The following is a 19,486-nucleotide window of genomic DNA, read 5'->3' as shown; positions in this document are numbered from 1 at the left end:
GGGCACCCCCCGACTGGCGGGGATGAGCGGGCGGGGATGAGCGGGAGGGGGTGGGTGCGAGGGGGCGGGGGTTGGGCGTGGGGCGAGGCTCCCTGAACCGCAAGGAGTCCTACGCAAAAAACTCTTTGCAAAGGTTCTTTTGCGGTCCTATGCTCCTGCCATGACCGACGACGACCGCGGCTGGAAGCACAGCGACGACCCGTACATCGCCCTCACCGCCAAGGGCATGCGGGCGATGGCGCACCCTGTGCGCATGCAGGTGGTCGGGCTGCTGCGCAAGCACGGTCCGTCCACGGCGACGAGGCTGGCCGAGCAGCTGGGGCTCAACTCCGGAGCCACCAGCTACCACCTGCGTCAGCTCGCCGCCGCGGGCTTCGTCGAGGAGGACAGCGAGCGCGGCAACGCCCGCGAGCGCTGGTGGCGCTCGGCCCACCGGGTCACCGTCTGGACGGGAGACGACCTGGCCGACGAGGAGCCGGAGACGGCCGCCGGCTTCCTGAGGTCCGTGCTGGCCGCCCACACCCTCACGGCGCAGCGCGCACTGGACGCCTTCGAGACCACGCCGCGGGACTGGCGCAAGGCGACGGACCTCAGCGACACGCTGCTGCAGCTCACACCCGCCGAGGCCGAGCAGCTGGCCGGCGAACTGGCCGCCGTGGTCGGCCGCTACCGCCGGGTGGATCCGGAGCAGGCGGTCCCGGAAGGCACCGAGCAGGTGTCCGTGATCCTCCACGTGCTGCCGGACCTGCAGAACATCGACACCGAAGGGGAGCCCGCATGACCACCGCCGCGGACACGCCGATACGCAGCTTCCGGCCGCTGGCCGGGGTGCTCGCAGCCATGGTCGTCTCCGTCACCGGGACGCGGGTCTCGGCCATCGCGCTGCCCTGGTTCGTCCTGGCCACCACCGGCAGTGCCACCATGACGGGCCTGGTCGCCTTCGCCGAGATGGCGCCGTACGTGCTGGTCAAGGCGTTGACCGGGCCGGTGGTCGACCGGCTCGGGCCGCGCGTGGTGTCCTGGACGACGGACGCGGTCAGCGCCGCCGCGGCCGGGCTCGTCCCGCTGCTGCACTCCCAGGGGCTGCTGCCCTTCTGGGTCCTGCTGGTGATGGTCGCGGTGATCGGTGCGATGCGCGGCCCAGGCGACCTGGCCAAGTCGGTCATGGTCCCGGAGGCGGCCGACCGTGCCCGGGTGCCGATGGAGCGCGCCACCGGCCTGTCCGGCGTCACCGAGCGGCTGGCCTCCACGATCGGCCCGGCGGTCGGCGGCGGGCTGGTCGCGCTGATGGGCCCGCTGGCCGGTCTGGCGATCAACGCGGCGACCTTCGCGCTCGGCTCGCTGATCATCGCCCTCGCCCTGCCGCGCGGCATGGGAAGCCCGCCGACACCTGCGGTCCCGGAGGCGGCGGGAACGGCGGAAACGGGGGAGGAGGAGAGCACGGAGCAGCGGGAGCAGTCCGCCGGCTACTGGCGGATGTTCCACGAGGGCTTCGCCTTCCTGCGGTCCGAGCCGCTGCTGCTCGCCGTGATCGTGATGGTCGGCATCACCAACCTGCTCGACGCCGGCTTCACGACCGTCCTCGTACCGGTCTGGGCGCGGAACTCCGGCAACGGCCCGGCCGCCATCGGCCTGACCGCCGGTGTCATGGGCGCCACGGCGGTCGTCGGCAGCCTGATCGCGGCAGCCGTCGCCTCGCGCCTGCCCCGCCGGACGGTCTTCTTCGTCGGCTTCCTGCTGTGCGGGGCGCCCCGGTTCCTGGTGCTCGCCCTCGGAGCGCCGATGTGGGTCGTGCTCACGGTGTTCGCGATCGGCGGCTTCGGCTCCGGGTTCCTCAACCCGATCCTCGGCGCGGTGCTCTTCGAGCGCGTACCCCGCCCCCTCCTCGGCCGAGTCCACGCCCTCGGCGACTCCCTGGCCTGGGCCGGCATCCCCCTCGGCGGCCTCGTCGCGGGTACGTCGGTCGCCCTGGTCGGTCTGGTACCCAGCCTGCTCGCGGCCGGTGCCGGCTACCTCGTCACCACGACCCTGGCCGGCCTCCGGCCCGAGTGGCGCGAGATGGACCGTCGCCGTGGCAGCGCGGGCGCCCCAGGGGAAGCGGGGGAAGTGGATGCGGGAGAGGCCGAGCAGGAACCGTCACCGGCGCGCCTGTGAACGCCGCTCATGAACGCCCATGAGCAGCTCTCATGCATGAGGCGCGCTCATCGCGGACGTCCATAGACGTCCATGAGTCCGGCTCATGCGGAACCCGCCCATGAGTTCCTCTCATGGGGGCTGGCGGGGGCGATTCATTCGGACTCGGACTCGGCCTCGGCCTTGGTCTTGTCGTCGGCTTCGGAGGAGCTGCCCGCCCACTGGAGGAGCAGGAGGCTGGCGACGGCGGCGAGCGCGCACCAGGTGGACACGAAGGCGAGGCGCCAGAGCAGCGCGCAGGCGATGGCGCCCGTGGCGGTGACGAGGCCGAGCCGGCGGAGCAGGCGGTCGCCGCTCGAGATGAGAGACCCCACGGTGACCAGGAGGTAGCCGGTCAGGAGAACGGCCGGGTGCGGGAGGCCGACGGCGTAGCCGAGGGTGTGGCCGTGCGCGGTGGCAGTCACCGGACGGGAGGCCACGGCTGCGGCGAGCGGCACGGCGACGGCCGCACCGGCCAGGCTGAAACCCGCGAGCAGACGTCGGCGCGGCCCGGTGGTGGTCGCGGACCACACTGCGGCCGGGACCAGGACGGGCAGCAGCGGGAGCGCGATCACCGCCCAGGCGGTACGGGCCGCCCCGGCCAGGGCGGCAGGCAGCGCGCCGTCCGTACCGAGCCAGACCAGTGCCTCGACCAGCTGGTGCAGGCCCAGCACCACGGGGAGCGCCGCGAGCGGTAACCGCTCGGGCCGCCCGGCCCGGTGGACGCGGACCAGGCACCCCACACCCACGCAGGCGACCACCCCACCCGCCACGGCATCCACCTGCGCGCTCCAGCACATCGGATCCCCTAGCCGGCGTTCCCAGGGCCAGCGCCGCCACCGGTGCCGCCACCCGGGTGGCCACCAGGTCCCGGCTCCCGCCCGGCCCTGCCCCCGCCGCCATCCTCTCCACCATCCTCGGCTCCGCCCTCGCCGCCCTTCCCACCCTCCCCGGACTCCTCCTCCGGGGAGGCCCCGATGTCCTCCAGTACGTCGCGAACGGTTCCGGGCAGCGCCGGGTGGCGGCCGATCACGACCACCCCGGTCACGATGGCCAGCAGCCCGGCGGACTGCCACGCCAGCGCCCCCGGGGTCACCCGCAGCCGGTCGCCGAGGAAGCCGACCGCGCAGGCGATACCGGCGAGCGGCTGGGCGGCGGTCAGCGCGGGCAGGGACATCCGCAGCGGCGCGGCCTCGAAGGCGCTCTGCACCAGCAGCAGTCCGACCACGCCCGCCACGACCACCGCGTACGGCTGCCAGCTCCGCAGGACGGCCGACAGCCCCTCGTGGTCGAGGCGCTGGGTGGTGGTCCGGGTGAGCGCGTCCTGCAGGCCGTAGAGCAGCCCGGCGGCGAGCGCCAGCAGCGTCGCCTCCTCGAACAGCGGCAGCCGTCGGGCCATCGAGACCAGCAGCAGGACGAGGCCGACCACGATGCCGACCACCAGCCAGTGCCGCAGTTCCCCGGCGGGCGCCCCGCCGCCCGTCGGCTTCCCGGCCACGATGAAGGCCGTCACCCCGAGGCCGAGCAGCAGGACTCCGACCCAACCGGAGCGGCCCAGGGTCTGACGGGTCAGCATCCGGGCCAGGGCCATGGCGAACAGCAGGTTGGTGGCCAGCAGCGGCTCGACGAGGGACACCTCGCCCTGGTTGAGCGCGAGCGCCGAGAGGATCAGGCCGCTGACCATGAACCCGGTGCCGAGCAGCCACTGGGGCATCCGTATCAGGTCCAGCAGCAGGCGCCAGCGCAGGAGGTCGGCACGGGGGGCCCGCTGCGCCGCGTGCTGCTGGAGGACGAAGCCGAGACCCAGACAGCAAGCCGCGCTGAGGGCGAGAAGGAAGACCGCCACGGAGGGACCACCAGGTTGTCGCTGCCTGCGCCGCGCCGACGGGCCGGGGTGGGTCGGGCGGTCGCGGCCGCTTCCGCCAGCGTACCGCCGGGGCGGCGGCCGGGCCGGTCGGAAGCGGCGCCCGGCGTCCGAGACGGCCCGTCCTCGGCCGCGCTTGCCGCCACCGGCGGGGCAGGCGCACGCTGGTGTGAGCGGCCGCCACGGGTCACCGTCCGTGCCGGTCCGGACAGGCGTGACGGGGGCCGCCGCCAGGAGGTGTGGCATGCACAACCAGTGGGACGTGGAGCTGAGCTTCGAGGAGGACGGCGTGCACACGGCATGCGACGCCAGGTTGACGGGCGCGCGGGCGCCGGGCCTGAGCGCGCGCGGCGAGTCCGTGAAGAGCGCCGACGACCGCCCGCTCGCCAGAATCGGCGAGGAGGTCGCGGCCTCCCGCGCCCTGGAGGAGCTGTCCCGCAAGCTGCGGGCCCAGGCCACCGGGGAGATCGACGACGAAGGGCACCGTCCGGGTTACCTGATCTACTGACCGACCGCGTCGCCGACCAGCCGACCGTCGACCGCTGGCAGCCGAGGGGCGGCACTGCCGCACGGCCGCGCCGCCCCAGTCGACCGGTGTCTACGCACGTACCTGATGAACAGCCAAGTGGGGATGACGCCCGACGTTGCTGCAGTGGCCGTGGAGCTCACCGCCGTGGTTGCGGCGGATCACCAGGCTGCGCGCCAGGCGAACAGTGAGGACCCGGTGGAGCAGTTGGCGTGGCGCCGCTTGACCGCGCGGCACGCGGATCGTCTCAGCGAGGTCACGGACGCGCACGGGTGGCCGACCGTGGCACTGGTCGGTGAGGACGCGGCGCGGGCCGCGTGGCTGATCGCGCAGCACGCCGACCGGCAGCTCGATGTCCAGCGGCGAGCGCCCGTACCGGGGGCGGGCGTTGGCAGGTCCGGCGGCCGGATCCCGCCGTGAGCGGCATCCTGGACACCGCCGCCGGCGCCCAGGGCATCCGGTGGCGGCGAGGGCGGCGAGGGAAGCGGAAGAAAAGTGCCCTGCTCGCGCGACATCCTGACGACCCGCGTAGTCATGAGGGGTATGCACGGGGATCACAGGACAAGAGAACGGGCGGGGACCGAGTGAAATCAGCACAGGAGGCCGAGTACCTGGAGTTCGTGGCCGCGAGGGCGAAGGCGCTGTACCGCTCGGCGTACGTCCTCGCGGCCGGCGACACGCATCTTGCCGAGGACCTGGTCCAGGAGGCCCTGAGCCGGGTGTACGTGCACTGGAACCGGGTGGCCCGCGCGGACAGCCCGGAGGCGTACGCCCAGACGGTCCTGGTCCGCAGCTTCCTCAGTCTGCGACGTCGGCGGAGCACCGGTGAGCGCCCGGTCGGGAGCCTGCCCGACAGTGCGGCGTCCGGTCCGGACACCGCGTTGCGGCTCACCTTGCTGGACGCGCTCGCCCAACTGCCGCCCCGCGACCGGGCCGTGCTGCTGCTGCGCTACTGGGAGGACCGCAGCATCGAGGAGACCGCCCGGATGCTCAGGCTGAGCAGCAGCGCGGTCCGCTCCCAGGGCACCCGTGCGCTCGGGAGGGTGCGCGCGCTGCTCGGCGACAGCTTGTCCGACCTGGTTCCGCACTGAGTGCCGGCGCGCAGATCGAAGCCGCCGCGAAACACCCCATCGACGACCGCCCCATCGACGACAGCCCCATAGACGACAGCCACGTCGACGACAGACAAGGTGACGCCAGCATGCCGTTCGAAGCAGACCTCGCACATGCCCTGGACCGCACGACCGATTCCCTCGAACCCGATCTCACCGCGCTCCTGGGCGGAGCCGTCGAGCGCGGGCGGAGCCGTCGGCGTCGGCGCGGCGTCGCCGTCGTCGCCGGGGTGGGAGCCTGCGTCGCGATCGCGGCCGCCGGCCTGGTGGCCCCCAACATGCTCGCCGGGATGCGCTCCACGGGGTCCGAGAGTGTGTCGGCGATGGCGGGGCCCCGCTCCGCAGTCACCGACGCGCAGATGATCCAGGCTCTGGAAGCGACGTTCCCCGGGGGCCGGTTCAGCCAGGTGACCGGGCAGAGCAACAACCCCTCGGATCCGTCGAGCGGGTACGTCGCCAACGCCGGACTGGTCCTCGACGACGGCCAGGGCGCCGCCTCGGTCGGCGTATCGGCCCTGCGGCTCCAGCTGCCGCTCAGGGACGGCGACGGGCTGAGCTGCGACCGGACGCCCGCGCGTGCCGCGGGCGACACCTGCAAGGTGAGCGAACTGCCGAGCAGCGCCGAGATTCCGGGCGGGGCCCTGGTGATGTCGGAGCAGATCGCGGACAAGCAACCGGCGCACGCCGACACCGCCCGCCGCTGGACGGTGACGGTGACCATGAAGTCGACCGGTGCGCAGCTTCAGATGGTGCAGTGGAACACCGCCGTCGGCAGCGGCGCCGACACGCCGAAGCCGACCCGCGCCGCTCCGCCGCTCTCCGAGCAGCAGGCGGTGGCCGCACTCACCGGCGCCACCTGGGCTCCGATCCTCGGTGCCGTCGGCTGACCCGGTCGGCTGACCCCGCCAGCTGACACCACCGGCAGACACCGCCAGCTGACACCGCCGGCCGACCCGTCGCATGGCCGAAGTGCCCTGGCACAACCGCGTCGCGCCCGTGTTCCTCCGACGGGCGCGATCGGTGCGTTCCCGGTGCGACGCCCACGACCAGCAGGAGGGGTTTGTACTCAGCTCCGGGGCGCTGCCAGGAAGTCGATCAGGAGCTGGTTGACCTCTGCTGCGCCCGTCATCGGCAGGTTGTGGTGGGACACGTCCGGGAGGACGGTCACCTCTGCCGCTGGGAGGAGCAGGCGGGCCGTTTCGGCGACGTCGTGGGCGTCGTGGGTGCGGCTGCGGGCGGCGAACACGGCGAGGACGGGCGTGGTGAGGGCGCGGAGGCGGTCGGGTGTGGGGCGGGGGCCGGTGACGACGCGCGAGGCGGGGAAGTCGGCGTAGCCGAGGGCGTAGAGCTCGCGCCAGTCGGGGTCGAGGCCGGGGGTGCCGGCGGTTTCCCAGTCGAGGTAGGCGCGGGCGCGCGCCGGGGTGCGGCGGGGGAGGAAGAGGGGCAGGACGCGCAGCAGGTAGCCGGGCCGGAAGCCGGCGAAGCACTGGGTGGGGTCGAGCAGGGCGAGGCGGCCGACCCGGGCGGGGGCGTGCAGGGCGTACTCCAGCGCGATCCAGCCGCCGTACGAGTGGCCGCAGAAGTCGGCTTGGGGGACGCCGAGTTCGTCGAGGACGGCGTCCAGCCAGCCGAGCAGTCCGGGGACGCCGTCGAGTGGGGCGCCGTCGTGGACGCTGCGCCCGGGGTCGCCGATGAGGTCGACGGCGAGGACGCGGTGCCCGGCGTCGGCCCAGGCGGCGGCGTTGGCGAACCAGAGGGCTGAGGTGGCGCCGCCGCCGTGGAGGAGGACGAGGGGGCGTCCGTCGCGGGGGCCGCAGGCGTTGATGCGGGTGGTGCCGTGGGCGGTGCGGACGGTGAGGGCCTCGACCGGGACGGGCCAGCGGGCCAGCTGGGCGTCGTAGGCGGCGAGGAAGGGCGCGGCGACGGAAGGGGTGGTGCGGGCGGACATGGCGGGCCTCGCAGGTGTGGTGTGATGGCGCGTCGAACCATTCGTTGAGAAAGTACTTGCCTGGCAAGTATCTCGATCGACAAGTATCTCGCTCAGCGAAATAATAATGGCACGGATGTGCCTGAGGAAGGACGGCAGGGTGCCCGAGATCGAGGAGCCGATGCGGCTGGTCCATCTGCTGCGCGGCCTGACGGTCGAACTCGACCTGTTCGGGGCCGAGTTCGCGGCCCGCCACGGTCTGCATCCGACCGATCTGCGGGCGCTCATCCATCTGCTGGACGCCGCCCGCGCCGGCGAGGTGGTCACCCCGGGGCGGCTCGGCGAGGCGCTGCGGCTGAACTCGGCCGGGACCACCGGCCTGGTGGACCGGCTGGAACGGCTCGGGCTGATCCGTCGCGAGCGCGACCCGCAGGACCGGCGCCGGGTGCGGTTGCTGGTGGAGGACCGGGCGATGGAGCTGGGGCAGGGCTTCTTCGGCGGGCTGATCGGCGATCTGCTCGGTGCGATGCGGCGGTTCGAGCCGGGGGAGTTGGACACGGCCCGGCGCTTCCTGGAGGCCATGGCCGAGGTGGTGGCCACGGCCAGGCGGGCCGGGTAGGCGGTCCTGCCAGGCGGTCCGGGTAGGGCGGCAGGAGTCGGCGGGCGTGGGGCTACTTCGGCCCGAGGGTCCAGCTGATCACTGACAGTGTTGCCATCGACGCGAGCGTCGACCAGAGCACCGCGTCCCGGGCGAGGACGGTGCCCTGCCCGTACTCGCGGGCGTAGGTGTACACGTTCTGCGCGGTGGGCAGTGCGGAGAACAGCACCACGGTGAGCAGTTGGTGCGCGGGCAGGTGGAGCAGCGGGCCGGCCACGGCGAGGGCGGCGAGCGGCTGGACGAGGGTTTTGATCGCGACGGTCAGTCCGAGCTCTGCGTGGCGGGAACGGCCCTGCGCCGGCGGGCGGTTGTGCAGGGAGATGCCGAGGGTGATCAGCGCGGTCGGCACGCCGGCGCCGCCGAGCAGTTCGCAGGAACGATTCAGCTCGGCGGGCAGGTGCATCCCCGTGGCGGAGAAGACGGCGCCGAGCGCGGTGGCGAGCAGGATCGGGTTGCGCGCGGGAAGGGTGCGCAGGGCCCGGCGGCCGGCCGCGCCGCCGTCCAGGACGGCGAGCACGGCGGGGGTGACCAGCATGATCTGGAACAGCACCACCGGGGCCACGAAGGAGGCGTCGCCGAGGACCTGCATGGCGACCGGGATGCCGAGGTTCGCCGAGTTGACGTATCCCGAGGCCATCGCGCCGATCGCCAACTCGCCGGGCTTGCGCCGGAAGAGCAGGTGGCCGGCGAGCAGCCCGAGGCCGGTCGCGACGGCGGTGCCGGCGGCGAAGGCGAGCATGGACGGGTTGGCGAAACGGTCCAGCGGCGTGCGGGCGATCATCAGGAAGAGCGCGGCCGGCATCGCCACGTGGAAGACGAACCGGTTGAGCACCGCCTCGGCGTGCGGCCCGAGCAGTTTGCTGCGGCCGACGACGTAACCGACTCCGGTGAGCGCCCAGATCGGGGCGAAGCCGGACAGCAGCGGGTGCAGGGATGGCATGGTTCCTCGGATCGCTCGGACGTGCCTGCCGGGTCTGGCGGGTCTGGCGGTCTGGCGGGGATCGCCCGCCGGAGGCGTCGACGCGTGGACCGGTGGACCCCCGAGCCTTGAACCCCCGAGGCAGTAAACCAGTGGCCGTCATCGGGTCGATCACGGGCCTACGATGAGGCGATGGAGGAGCCGATGGAGGACGACTACCTGAGCCTGGCCGAGGTGGAGGCGGTCGCGCGCCGTGCCCACCAGGGGCAGGTCGACAAGAACGGCCACCCGTACGCCGAGCACATCGCGGCGGTCGCGCGCGGGGCTGCCGCACGCGGCGGCAGCGCGGCGCAGATCGCGGCGGGCTGGCTGCACGACACCGTCGAGGACGACCGGCTGAGCCGGGAATGGCTGGCGGCGGCCGCACTGCCGCAGGAGACCAAGGCGATCGTGGACGCGCTCACCCGGCGCCCGGACGAGCCGGCCGAGGAGTACGCCGCACGCATCCTGGCGACGCCCGGTGCGCTGCTGGTCAAGCGGGCCGACCTGGCCCACAACTCCGACCCGGACCGGCTGGCCGCGCTGGACCGGGCGACCGCCGAGCGGTTGGCCGCCAAGTACGCGCGGATGCGCGAGCTGCTGGGGATCACGGGCGAGCTGTAGCGGCCCGTGGCCGTCGGTGGAACCAGCGGTCGGCGGAACCGAACCAGTCGTCGGTGGAACAGCCGTCGGTGGAACCAGGAGAGGGCCCGGACCGCGCGGGTTTCGCGGGTCCGGGCCCTCTCGGGCACCCCGGTGGTCCCTGTCCGACCCCCGGGGTGAGGGGAGTGGTCAGGAGACGGGTGGAAGTCGGTCGGCCGATGGGGTCGGCTTAGTACCAGTGGTGCCCCTGCCAGAAGTTCCAGGCGGCGTTCGGGCTGCCGTAGCGCGAGTTCATGTAGTCCAGCGCCCACTTGATCTGCGTGGTGGGGTTGGTCTTCCAGTCGGCACCGGCCGAGGCCATCTTGGAGCCCGGCAGCGCCTGGCCCAGGCCGTAGGCGCCCGAGCTCGGGTTGGTCGCGGCCACGTTCCAGCCGGACTCGTGGGAGATGATCTGCTTGAACGAAGCCAGCTGGTTCGCCGGGACGATCTGGGCGGCGATGGTCTGCGGGGAGGCGGTGGCGGCGTTCGCGGTGGCGGGCAGGACGCCCGCACCCAGGGCGGTGAGACCGGCGGCACCGGCAAGAATCGCGGCCGAAGTACGCATACGGAGCTTGAAAGCGGGCATGAAGAACAAGACCTCAATCAGGTTGGGCCGGGTCACTCCCCGCCCGAGACCGTGGCCGGACAGGGGCCGAAGCGGTCGCGGGGGGTGACTCGGCAGTAAGCCGTTCACCGGCGGGACAGGAGCCGGTGTGGCTGGCGACGAGAGCCATTGTTGCCAGACCGGATCGGTCGCCGCCAAGACCCCTTCGATACGACGGGCGGTCGTACGCGAGCCGTCACCGTGGATTCAAAGGGGCAGTGGTGTGGACTGCGCCGACCGGCTCTGACGTGCATGAACGTGGGGGTCGGAAGGGCAGTGCCGGGGCGTCGGCGGTGACTACTACGATCCGTCGTGGCCTCTGATTCCGTGTGAGCGCACTCACCGTTTGGCATGCTGCGGCCGTCACGCGGGGGCTCGGAAGATGCACTTTGTGTGCAGACGATCAGGTGCCTGTTGAGACCGGCGCCACACCCTCGCGGCACCGGCGAATGGTCAACGGTCCATAGTCAGCGCGGATCGCCCAGCCGTCGGTGGCGTACGGCGCGGGCCGTGAGCCGGTCCGCTGCGGGGGCCGCCGCCAAGGCGCCGAGCGCCGCGCCGACCGCCCGCCCGAGGCGTGCGCAGAAGGCCTCCGGTTCGTCGGCGGCGTCCGGCAGCTCCGGGACGACCTCGTCGACCAGTCCGACCTCCGCCAGGTGATGCGCCCCGATGCCCTGGGACCGGGCCAGCTCGGCGGCGTGCGCGCCATCCCGGTGGACGATCGCCGAGGCGCCCTCCGGTGGCAGCGGCGCCAGCCAGCCGTGGCCGGCGGCGATCACCCGGTCGGCCGGGAGCAGGGCGAGCGCGCCGCCGCCCGAGCCCTGGCCGAGCAGGACGGCGAGGACGGGGGTGCGCAGGGCGAGCAGGGTGGTCAGGCAGTGCGCGATCTCCACCGCGATGCCCTCCCGCTCGGCCCGGGCGGACAGCTCGGCCCCGGCGGTGTCCACCACCGTGACCAGTGGCAGTCCGAGCTGTTCGGCCAGCCGCGCGGTGCGCCGGACGGCCCGCAGGTCGGCGGCGGTGAAGGGGCGCTCATGCTCCGGGGTCTGCCGCTGCTGGCCGACGACCACGACGGGTCGGCCGCCGAGGACGGCGAGCGCGCGGACCAGCGCACCGCCGCGACCGCCGGGCGAGTCCAGCAGCACCAGCTCCTCGGCGGTGTGCCGCAGCAGCTCGCGGGTGCCCGGCCGGTCGGGGCGGCGGGTGCGGCGGACGGAGTCCCAGGCGTCGGGGCGTTCGGCCTCGGCGGTGGGCGTCGGGGAGTCCGTATGAGAGGAGACCGTCGTAGCGGTGTCCGCAGCGGGTGGCAGGGGTGTCGTGCCGAGGACGGCGAGCGTGCGGCGGACCACCTCGCGCAGGTCCTGCGGCGCGACGACGGCGTCCACCAGGCCGTTTTCGGCGAGCGTCTCGGCCCGCTGGACGTCCGGCGGCAACTCCACCCCCCGCAGTTCCTCGTACACACGCGGGCCGAGGAAGCCGAGCCGGGCGCCCGGCTCGGCGAGGACCAGGTGGCCGAGGGTGCCCCAGGAGGCGAAGACCCCGCCCATGGTGGGGTTGCGCAGATACGTGAGGTAGGGGAGGCCGGAAGCGGTGTGGGCCTGGACAGCGGCGGTGATGCGCAGCATGCAGAGGAAGGCCGCCGAGCCCTCCTGCATGCGGGTGCCGCCGGAGACCGGCAGCGCGAGCAGCGGCAGCCGCTCCACGGTGGCGCGCTCGACGGCCCGGGTGATCCGTTCGGCGGTCGCGACGCCGATCGAGCCGCCGAGGAAGCCGAACTCGGAGGCGATCAGCGCGACCGGGCGGCCGCCGATCCGGCCGATGCCGGTGAGGACGGCCTCGTCCAGGCCGGTGCGCTCGCGGGCCCGGTCGAGTGAGGCCCGGTAGGCGGGGTCGGCGGGCGGACCGGGCGGCGGGCCGTCCCAGCTGTGGAAGCTGCCGGGGTCGACCAGCAGGCCGATCAGCTGGTGTGCCGTCGGCGCTGTGACTGCTGTGGCTGTGGCTGTGGCTGTGGTCGGTGCGGTGGGTGTGGTCCGTGCGGTCGGCGTGTTCGCCGTCGTGCGCGCGGCGTTCGGGTCCGCAGCCATGTCCACCCCGTCAGTGATCGTTCCGGCCCGCCATGATCCGCCACTCTATGCGGCGCGGTCCGGGCGCGGCGAGGGCCCGCAGGGCGGGGTGGGGCAGTCCCGGCGGTGGTTCGAAGACGGTCGACCCTTGGACGGCCGGGGCGGTTCGTGGGCGGCGCCGAGGGTGGCGTCGGGGTGTTGCGACGGGGTGGCGTCCGAGGCCGGGGTACGGAGCAAGTCGTCCCAGGTAAAGGGCAGTTACTCGCCGGTTAATACTTTGGCGGAGGGGTTCCGGAGTTGACGGTGTCTCGCCACACTGGGGGCATGACTCGCACTCTACGCGCGTGGAAGTCCCGCGCTGCCGCCGTCACCGCCGTCGCCCTGATGACCCTCGCGCCCCTCGGCATCGCCACCGAGGCGCACGCCGCCGTGAGCGGCACGGTGTGCCTCTCCGCGCTCCCGCCGCAGGCCACCGACACCCTCAACCTGATCGCCTCCGACGGGCCGTTCCCCTACTCCCAGGACGGCGTGGTCTTCCAGAACAGAGAGGGTGTCCTGCCCGGAGAGCCCTCCGGTTACTACCACGAGTACACCGTCGTCACCCCGGGCTCCCGGACCCGTGGCGCCCGTCGGATCGTGACCGGCGAGGGCGACCAGGAGGACTACTACACCGGCGACCACTACGCCACGTTCTCCCTGGTCGACCAGACCTGCTGACCCTCGACCCCACCGACACGACGACGGCCCCGGCGCGCTGCACCGCCGGGGTCGTCGCCGTACTCCGGTTCGGCTCCGCCAGGCCGTCGACACCCCGGCACACCCCTTCACCGGGTGGTGCGCAGGTCCGTCCCCGTGACCGCGGGTTGCCCACCTCACGGACTCGACTGCGCCGCACGGTAGTTGGGTGCGAAGGCAGTGCGGGCTGGTGAGCTCTGGCCGACGGCGGAACGGGACCGGCCGGGCGGCACGGCGGGTGGTTGAGTCGCGCGCCGCCGCCCGTCCGCCTGCTTGCTAGGGTCGGAGGCATGGCACCGAGCAGCGCGAACCCCCCGGGACGGCTCCGCCGAGACGCGCAGCGCAACCGCGAACTGCTGCTCGCCGCCGCCCGGGACATGTTCTCCCGGCACGGCCTGGACGTGCCGTTGGACCAGATCGCCAAGGAGGCCGGCGTCGGAAACGCCACCCTCTACCGGCACTTCCCGACCCGCGAGGCGCTGATCGGCGAGGTGTTCGCCGACGCGGGAGCCGGCCTCGCCTCGGCCGGCCTGGACGCGCTCGCCGCCGAGGACGCCTGGACCGGCCTCGAAGAGTACTTCGGGCGGATCTTCGAACTCGTCGCCGCCGACCGGGGCATCAACGACCTGGTCACCCAGGCCATCCCGACCATCCCCGGGATGATCGAGATCAGTCGGCAGCACGCCGCCACCGTCGGCGCCCTCATCACCCGCGCCCAGGAACAGGGCACCATGCGCCGCGACGTGGTGACCATGGACCTGTTGTTCATGCTCGGCCCGCTCTGCCGCGCCCTGCCCGCCACCACCGAACTGCGCCCCGACCTCTGGCGCCGCTACCTCGCCCTGCTCCTGGACGGCTTCCGTGAGCAGGCCACCCACCCGCTGCCGGTTCCGCCGATCGGCGAGGAACACCTCGACCGGATGTTCGCGGACCTCTGGGAGGCCCAGGCACCCGAGGCGCCGGAGGCCACCGAGGCAGCCGAGGCAACCGAGGCCTGAGCCTCGCTCTCCCGCCATCAGGGACGCGTACGGAATACCGGGCGCCGCATCAGGGCCCCGTCAACGGGCGGTGGCCGCACGGCCGCAGGCGCTTTTCTGGGCGCAGAGGGCGGACCGGCGCCGGGTGGGTCCGCCCGGGCGTGGAGCCTACGGGAGAGGCAGGGGTGGGTCATGGCCGACAGGGACGCGGAGAGAGCTGCCGAGAGAACTGCGGACAGGGATGCGGGTGAGGGCGGCCGGATCGTGGTGGGTGTCAGCGGCTCGCTCGGCAGCCTCGCCGCCCTCCACCGCGCCGTCGCCGAGGCCCGCCGGACGGACGCCGACGTGCTCGCGGTGCTCTGCTGGACCCCGCCGGGCGACGAGCTCGGCTACCGTCGCACGCCCTGCCCGCCGGTGATCACCGCCGGCCGCGAGAGTGCCGCGGCCCGGCTGCGGCAGGCCCTCGACGAGGCCTTCGCCGGCCGCCACGCGGGTGTCCGGCTGCGCTGTCAGACCGTTCGTGGCGACACCGGCCACGCCCTGGTGCGGTGCGCCGACCGCCCCGGCGACCTGCTCGTCCTCGGCGCCGGGCGCGAGCGCGGCTGCCTCGCCCGGCTGGTCCACCCGTCCGTCAGCGCCTACTGCGTCCGGCACGCGACGTGCCCGGTGCTGGCCGTGCCGCGCCCCCCGCTGCAGCGCGACCTCGAAGCGCTGGACCGGGGGCCGGGGCTGCGCGTGCCGCTCGCCCGGAACTGACGTACGGCATCATCCGGGTCCTCCGGTAAGGCTTCCGGTACTTCTTCCTGGTGCCCACTGTCGCCTCGACGTTCTGCTGTACGCGGTCAAACCGCCACAGAGAGGCTTCACTCATGGGAAACGTCGCGGCCCGCACCCCGCAGGAGATCTCGACGCTGCGGTCGCTCCCGACGTCCCCGCTCCAGATCCCTGATCGACCGGGCGGCCAGGCCGGTCGCCTCGGCCAGCTCCTCCTGCGTCAGCCCCGCCGTGCGGCGGAACTCCAGCAGGATCTCGCCGAACGTCCTCACCGGGCCACCCCCGCAACCGAGTTGCGAGGCCCACTTGCCGACCACGACCAGCGCAACCATCGCCACTCAACCACCACGGCAGCCCCCACAGCGCCAAGAACCAATGATGACCGGTCACCTTCCGGAACGGTCCGCCACCGTGGGCCGACCGGGGAGCCGAAGCCGCCGAAGCCACCAAGGGCCTGGAACGGGTACGCGAAGAGCCGGCGGGTCCGAGCCCCGCCATCCCCTACCCGCTGGTAACAACCAGGACCTTACCGGAGACCGGGTCCACGAAGGTGGGCGCAGCGTCGCAGCCCGGCATGGGCCAGGCGGAGTCGGAGGCGGGGCGGTGGACGTCCAGCAGTCGGCCGTCCGCGTACGGAACGGTCTCGGGTGGAGCGCTCGTCATGCGGGAGCCGCCTCCGATTCGGTGACTGATCACCGAACTGGTAGTGTTCTTCTTGTTGCGAGGGAGACGAGCCCTCGTCAGGCGTCAGCGGTGCTACCAGAGCACGTCCTACTTTCAGTAGGAAGAGTCCGTGCAACCCGGGCCTGGCGCTCTACTGTCGGACGGGGTCCGGTGCCTTCAAGGTGCCGGGCCCCGTCCGCGTTCGCGAGGCGGGCCAGTTCCTCCCCGCTGAGCACCAACTCCACTGCGGCGGCGGAGTCCTGGATCGTCTCGGGGCGGCTGGAGCCGGGGATCGGAATGGTCACCGGGGACGCGGCCAGCAGCCAGGCGAGGGCGACGCGCTGCGGGCTGACTCCGCGTTCGGCGGCGATCGCGGTGAACTCCGCACCGGCCCCGCCGAGTCCGGCCGAGCGGCCGATGCCGCCGAGGGGGCTCCAGGGCAGGAAGGCCAGGCCGAGTTCGGTGCACAGGTCCAGCACGGGCTGGTGCGTGCGGACGGCGGGGGAGTACTCGTTCTGCACCGAGACCAGGGCCTCGCCGAGGACGTCCCGGGCGAGCCGGACCTGCGCCACGTCGACGTTGGAGATGCCGGCGGCGCGGATCTTGCCCTCCTCGTACAGTTCCCGGATCGCACCGAGCGAGTCGGCGTACGGGACGTGCCGGTCCGGGTGGTGCTGCTGGTAGAGGTCGATCGCCTCGACGCCGAGGCGGCGCAGCGAGCCCTCGCAGGCGCGCTTGAGGTGGGCCGGGTCGCCGTTGACGGTCCAGGAGCCGTCGCCGGGGCGGCCGCGGCCGCCCTTGGTGGCGACCAGGACGCGGTCGGCGTCCCGGCCGTAGGAGGCGAGGGCCCGGGCGATCAGCTCCTCGTTGTGGCCGTACTCGTCGGCGTGCCAGTGGTAGGAGTCGGCGGTGTCGATCAGGGTGATGCCCGCGTCCAGGGCGGCGTGGACGGTGGCGACGGCGCGGGCCTCGTCCGGGCGGCCCTCGACGGAGAGCGGCATCGCGCCGAGGCCGATCGGGCTGGTCCGGACGGCTCCGAGGAGGCGGGTGGTGGGGCCGGTGGTGCCAGTGGGGGCGGTGGCGCCGGTCGTGTCGGTGGGTGTGGTGGCGCCGGGGGCGCCGGTGGGTGCGGTGGTCATGCGGGGAGCTCCTGTCCACGGGAAGCGGCGATCAGGCCGGGCAGCCAGTCGCGGGTGTGCGTGAGTGGGTGGCCGAGCTGCTGCGCCCGGGAGTTGTCCATGCCGTAGTAGCGGTCGAAGGAGAACGGTGAGGCCTGCTGCCCGGGCGCCGGGGCTGCGATGCGGTACGGGCGGCCGGCCGCGATCAGCTCGCAGAGGTCGGTGGCGGTCAGTTCGCCGTGCGAGGCGAGGTTGACCGGGCCGGTGAACCCCTCGCCCGCCGCCCAGGCCAGGAAGGCGGCGGCCTCGGCCTCGTGGGTGTAGGAGGAGGGCCGGTTCTCCGGGTGGACCAGGACGGGCTGCCCCGCCTCGATCCGTTCGGCGTAGTGGGCCAGCCGCCCGCTGAAGTCGGCGGCGCCCAGGACGTGTCCGAGCCGGACGGAGGCGAACGGGAAGGACGCGTCGCGGGTGAACACCGCCTCCGCCTGGCGCTTGCCCTCGCCGTACGACACCTCGACGAACTCCTCATCATCCCAGGGGAGTTCGAGTCGCACCGGCCACCGCGACGGGTCGATGGCGGACTCGGCCAGCGGGCGGCCCGCCGGGCGCGGCTCGCCGGTCTCGGGGACATCTTGGGTGCCGTGGACATCTTCGGTGCCGTGGACCTCCTCGGTGTCGTAGACCTCGATGGTGGAGGTCATCAGATAGCGGCCGGTCCGCCCGGCGAAGGCGCGGACGGCGAGTTCGGCCTGCCGCGGGGTGTAGCAGACCTGGTCGATCACCGCGCCGAAGTCCCGTCCGGCCAGGGCGGCGGTCAGCGCCGTCTCGTCCGCACGGTCGGCGACGAGCCGGGTGACGCCCGGCGGCGGTGGCACCGAGCCCCGGTTGAGCACGCTGACCCGTACCCCCGAGTCGCGCAGCCGGGTGACCAACTGGCGTCCGAAGTACCGGTTTCCCCCGATGACGAGCACGTTTTCCATGGGCACAAGTGTTATGGTGCGGCGCGGTTCGATGAAGGGGTGATCATGGGAGTTCGGGCGCTGCGACCGAAAGGCCAACGGCAGTCCGGCGGTTCGGCCGACGATTCCTCGGCGGGCTCCCGGAGCGGCTCCGGCAGCCTGGACACGGTCGATCTGCGGCTGCTGGAACTGCTCCAGTGCGAGGGCCGGATCACGCTCAGCGAACTCGGCCGGCGGGTGAACCTCAGCCCGGCCGCGGTCGGCGAGCGGGTGCGTCGGCTGGAGACGAGCGGCACGATCACCGGCTACGCGGCGCAGGTCGCGCCCGAGCGGCTGGGGTACGGCATCCGGGCGTTCGTCCGGGTCTCGCCGCACGCCCGGATGACGGTGAAGTACCTGCGCGGCCAGGAGTTGCTGCACCGGCCGGAGGTGCTGGAGGTGCACCACGTGATCGGCGAGGACTGCTGGGTGTTCAAGGTCGCGGCCCGGGACACCACGCACCTGGAGGAGCTGATCGAGGCGATCGCGGTGCTCGGCCGGACGACGACCTCGGTGATCCTCTCCTCGCCGGTGGAGCAGCGGGTGCTGCTGCCGTCGGACTGATCGGACTGATCGGACGGACCGGGCCCTGGACGGCTGCCCGTTCGGTGCTCAGGACGGCTGCCGGTCGGAGCCGAGTTCGCGTGAGATCCGCAGCCCGACCTGGGCCACGACCGGCCCGAGGGAGCGCACCCGGGCGGCCGTCATCCGCGAGGTGAGCCCGGACACGGACAGTGCCGCCGTGACCTCGCCGGTGTGGTCGAAGATCGGCGCGGCGACGCAGCGGACCTCGGGCTCGTTCTCCCGGTCGTCGATGGAGTAGCCGCGGGCGCGGATCCGGGCGAGGTCGGCGCGCAGCCGGGTCTCGTCCGCGATGGTCCAGGCGGTGACCGGGCGCAGCCCGGCCGCGACGACCTCGGCGACGGCCTCCTCGGGCAGCCAGGCGAGGATCGCCTTTCCGGTGGCGGTGCAGTAGGCGGGGGCCCGGCTGCCGACCCGGGAGGCCATCCGGACGTTGGTCTCGTCCTCGACCTTGTCCAGGTAGACGATCCCGGGGGCCTGCCAGACGGTCAGGTGGACGGTCTCGCCGGCCTCGCGCTGGAGCCGGCGCAGGTGTTCGGCGGCGACGCTGCGCAGGTCGAGGGTGGTCAGGTAGGACTGGCCGAGGCGCAACGCGCCGTGGCCGAGCCGGAACCAGCCGGTCTCGCGGTCCCGGTCGAGCAGGTGCTCGTCCAGCAGCGGTCCGGTCAGCCGCAGCACGGTGCTCTTGTTGAGGTCGAGGGCTTCGGCGAGTTGGGCGAGCGGGACGCCGCGTCCGTCGGCGTGGTCGCGGACGTAGCCGAGGACGGCGAGCGCGCGGCGCAGCGAGGAGGACTGGTTGCGTTCGGTCGCGGGCTTCCTGGGTGCCGTCTCCGTCATGGGTCCAGAAGGTACCCGTTCGCGGGTCGAGTGCCGCATCTTCGATACAACGTTGTGCAGTGCAAAACTTTCGCCAACTCCCTCTTGTTGGCGCCGATGGCCCCCGCCTAACGTCCCTGCCATCGAGCAGGCGACGTCGCCCCACCCGAGCGCTGCGTCCTGCCCGCACCCCACCCACTTCACCCACCACCGGCCCCGGTCAGGGCCTGCTTCGACGTGCCCCGCCCCCGACGGCGCACGTCTCGGCGGCAGCTGTCGGGAGGGGAGGTCTCCACC

The 19,486-nt window shown here is 73.2% G+C and carries 21 protein-coding genes and 2 pseudogenes; 12 read left to right on the top strand and 11 right to left on the bottom strand.

Annotated elements, in window-relative coordinates:
* Positions 1 to 160: 160 nt before the first annotated feature.
* On the top strand, positions 161 to 781 hold the full coding sequence (locus tag AC0B61_RS21750; RefSeq protein WP_471742358.1) for an ArsR/SmtB family transcription factor: 621 nt from the start codon (positions 161 to 163) through the stop codon (positions 779 to 781).
* The gene (locus AC0B61_RS21745; protein WP_471742357.1) at positions 778 to 2,154 is read left to right on the top strand and encodes an MFS transporter; all 1,377 of its coding nucleotides are present in this window, start codon (positions 778 to 780) and stop codon (positions 2,152 to 2,154) included. Before AC0B61_RS21750 ends, AC0B61_RS21745 begins: the two co-directional genes overlap by 4 nt.
* A gap of 134 nt (positions 2,155 to 2,288) precedes the next feature.
* Here AC0B61_RS21745 and AC0B61_RS21740 read toward each other — a convergent pair whose 3' ends face one another.
* Entirely contained in the window at positions 2,289 to 2,954 is a 666-nt protein-coding gene (locus AC0B61_RS21740; RefSeq protein ID WP_471742356.1) for a DUF6629 family protein, read from the bottom strand.
* Positions 2,955 to 3,175: 221 nt separating this feature from the next.
* A pseudogene (locus AC0B61_RS21735) lies at positions 3,176 to 4,018 on the bottom strand (DMT family transporter); the annotation flags it as partial.
* 262 nt (positions 4,019 to 4,280) lie between these two features.
* Here AC0B61_RS21735 and AC0B61_RS21730 point away from each other — a divergent pair.
* The 4 genes and pseudogenes from AC0B61_RS21730 to AC0B61_RS21715 all read left to right on the top strand — a co-directional run bounded on the left by AC0B61_RS21730 (position 4,281) and on the right by AC0B61_RS21715 (position 6,561).
* Positions 4,281 to 4,544: a dsRBD fold-containing protein gene (locus AC0B61_RS21730; RefSeq protein WP_030247662.1), complete on the top strand. Its 264-nt coding sequence runs from the start codon at positions 4,281 to 4,283 to the stop codon at positions 4,542 to 4,544.
* A 123-nt stretch (positions 4,545 to 4,667) separates the two neighbouring features.
* Positions 4,668 to 4,931 (top strand): annotated as a pseudogene (locus AC0B61_RS21725) (DUF6624 domain-containing protein); the annotation flags it as partial.
* 215 nt (positions 4,932 to 5,146) lie between these two features.
* On the top strand, positions 5,147 to 5,653 hold the full coding sequence (locus AC0B61_RS21720) for a SigE family RNA polymerase sigma factor (protein ID WP_471742355.1): 507 nt from the start codon (positions 5,147 to 5,149) through the stop codon (positions 5,651 to 5,653).
* Positions 5,654 to 5,763: 110 nt separating this feature from the next.
* Positions 5,764 to 6,561, top strand: a complete 798-nt coding sequence (locus AC0B61_RS21715; protein WP_471742354.1) for a hypothetical protein — start codon at positions 5,764 to 5,766, stop codon at positions 6,559 to 6,561.
* 179 nt (positions 6,562 to 6,740) lie between these two features.
* On the opposite strand, the gene AC0B61_RS21710 is transcribed toward AC0B61_RS21715, so the two are convergent.
* On the bottom strand, positions 6,741 to 7,622 hold the full coding sequence (locus AC0B61_RS21710) for an alpha/beta fold hydrolase (protein ID WP_471742353.1): 882 nt from the start codon (positions 7,620 to 7,622) through the stop codon (positions 6,741 to 6,743).
* Positions 7,623 to 7,737: 115 nt separating this feature from the next.
* Between AC0B61_RS21710 and AC0B61_RS21705 the strand changes: the two genes are divergently transcribed.
* Positions 7,738 to 8,220: a MarR family winged helix-turn-helix transcriptional regulator gene (locus AC0B61_RS21705; RefSeq protein ID WP_471742352.1), complete on the top strand. Its 483-nt coding sequence runs from the start codon at positions 7,738 to 7,740 to the stop codon at positions 8,218 to 8,220.
* A gap of 52 nt (positions 8,221 to 8,272) precedes the next feature.
* On the opposite strand, the gene AC0B61_RS21700 is transcribed toward AC0B61_RS21705, so the two are convergent.
* Positions 8,273 to 9,199 (bottom strand): AEC family transporter, encoded by a 927-nt coding sequence (locus AC0B61_RS21700; protein ID WP_471742351.1) that lies wholly within the window; start codon positions 9,197 to 9,199, stop codon positions 8,273 to 8,275.
* Between the two features lie 171 nt (positions 9,200 to 9,370).
* Here AC0B61_RS21700 and AC0B61_RS21695 point away from each other — a divergent pair, with 171 nt between their 5' ends.
* Positions 9,371 to 9,841: an HD domain-containing protein gene (locus AC0B61_RS21695; protein WP_471742350.1), complete on the top strand. Its 471-nt coding sequence runs from the start codon at positions 9,371 to 9,373 to the stop codon at positions 9,839 to 9,841.
* A 208-nt stretch (positions 9,842 to 10,049) separates the two neighbouring features.
* On the opposite strand, the gene AC0B61_RS21690 is transcribed toward AC0B61_RS21695, so the two are convergent.
* Both AC0B61_RS21690 and AC0B61_RS21685 read right to left on the bottom strand, forming a co-directional pair.
* Positions 10,050 to 10,424 carry an aggregation-promoting factor C-terminal-like domain-containing protein gene (locus tag AC0B61_RS21690; RefSeq protein ID WP_471742349.1) on the bottom strand — a complete coding sequence of 125 codons (375 nt, stop codon included), beginning with the start codon at positions 10,422 to 10,424 and terminating at the stop codon, positions 10,050 to 10,052.
* 506 nt (positions 10,425 to 10,930) lie between these two features.
* Entirely contained in the window at positions 10,931 to 12,547 is a 1,617-nt protein-coding gene (locus tag AC0B61_RS21685) for a carboxyl transferase domain-containing protein (protein WP_471742348.1), read from the bottom strand.
* A 363-nt stretch (positions 12,548 to 12,910) separates the two neighbouring features.
* Between AC0B61_RS21685 and AC0B61_RS21680 the strand changes: the two genes are divergently transcribed.
* The 3 genes from AC0B61_RS21680 to AC0B61_RS21670 all read left to right on the top strand — a co-directional run bounded on the left by AC0B61_RS21680 (position 12,911) and on the right by AC0B61_RS21670 (position 14,994).
* A complete protein-coding gene (locus AC0B61_RS21680) occupies positions 12,911 to 13,243 on the top strand; it encodes a ribonuclease (protein WP_471742413.1) in 333 nt (110 codons plus the stop codon).
* A gap of 308 nt (positions 13,244 to 13,551) precedes the next feature.
* Positions 13,552 to 14,259 (top strand): TetR/AcrR family transcriptional regulator, encoded by a 708-nt coding sequence (locus tag AC0B61_RS21675; RefSeq protein ID WP_471742347.1) that lies wholly within the window; start codon positions 13,552 to 13,554, stop codon positions 14,257 to 14,259.
* Positions 14,260 to 14,430: 171 nt separating this feature from the next.
* Positions 14,431 to 14,994 carry a universal stress protein gene (locus tag AC0B61_RS21670; protein WP_471742346.1) on the top strand — a complete coding sequence of 188 codons (564 nt, stop codon included), beginning with the start codon at positions 14,431 to 14,433 and terminating at the stop codon, positions 14,992 to 14,994.
* Between the two features lie 107 nt (positions 14,995 to 15,101).
* Here the strand turns inward: AC0B61_RS21670 and AC0B61_RS21665 are convergent, their stop codons facing one another.
* The 4 genes from AC0B61_RS21665 to AC0B61_RS21650 all read right to left on the bottom strand — a co-directional run bounded on the left by AC0B61_RS21665 (position 15,102) and on the right by AC0B61_RS21650 (position 17,773).
* Entirely contained in the window at positions 15,102 to 15,344 is a 243-nt protein-coding gene (locus AC0B61_RS21665) for a helix-turn-helix domain-containing protein (protein WP_471742345.1), read from the bottom strand.
* A 169-nt stretch (positions 15,345 to 15,513) separates the two neighbouring features.
* Positions 15,514 to 15,675 (bottom strand): hypothetical protein, encoded by a 162-nt coding sequence (locus AC0B61_RS21660; RefSeq protein WP_471742344.1) that lies wholly within the window; start codon positions 15,673 to 15,675, stop codon positions 15,514 to 15,516.
* Between the two features lie 77 nt (positions 15,676 to 15,752).
* On the bottom strand, positions 15,753 to 16,814 hold the full coding sequence (locus AC0B61_RS21655) for an aldo/keto reductase (RefSeq protein ID WP_471742343.1): 1,062 nt from the start codon (positions 16,812 to 16,814) through the stop codon (positions 15,753 to 15,755).
* A complete protein-coding gene (locus AC0B61_RS21650; protein ID WP_471742342.1) occupies positions 16,811 to 17,773 on the bottom strand; it encodes an NAD-dependent epimerase/dehydratase family protein in 963 nt (320 codons plus the stop codon). The genes AC0B61_RS21655 and AC0B61_RS21650 overlap by 4 nt, the downstream gene beginning before the upstream one ends.
* A 45-nt stretch (positions 17,774 to 17,818) precedes the next feature.
* Here AC0B61_RS21650 and AC0B61_RS21645 point away from each other — a divergent pair, with 45 nt between their 5' ends.
* On the top strand, positions 17,819 to 18,355 hold the full coding sequence (locus AC0B61_RS21645; RefSeq protein ID WP_471742341.1) for an Lrp/AsnC family transcriptional regulator: 537 nt from the start codon (positions 17,819 to 17,821) through the stop codon (positions 18,353 to 18,355).
* A gap of 48 nt (positions 18,356 to 18,403) precedes the next feature.
* Here AC0B61_RS21645 and AC0B61_RS21640 read toward each other — a convergent pair whose 3' ends face one another.
* Complete coding sequence (locus tag AC0B61_RS21640; RefSeq protein ID WP_471742340.1) at positions 18,404 to 19,210, bottom strand: IclR family transcriptional regulator; 807 nt, start codon at positions 19,208 to 19,210, stop codon at positions 18,404 to 18,406.
* Between the last annotated feature and the right edge of the window lie 276 nt (positions 19,211 to 19,486).

The organism is Kitasatospora sp. NPDC023385 (assembly GCF_055664045.1).
This window is presented reverse-complemented; position numbering and strand designations above follow the sequence as displayed.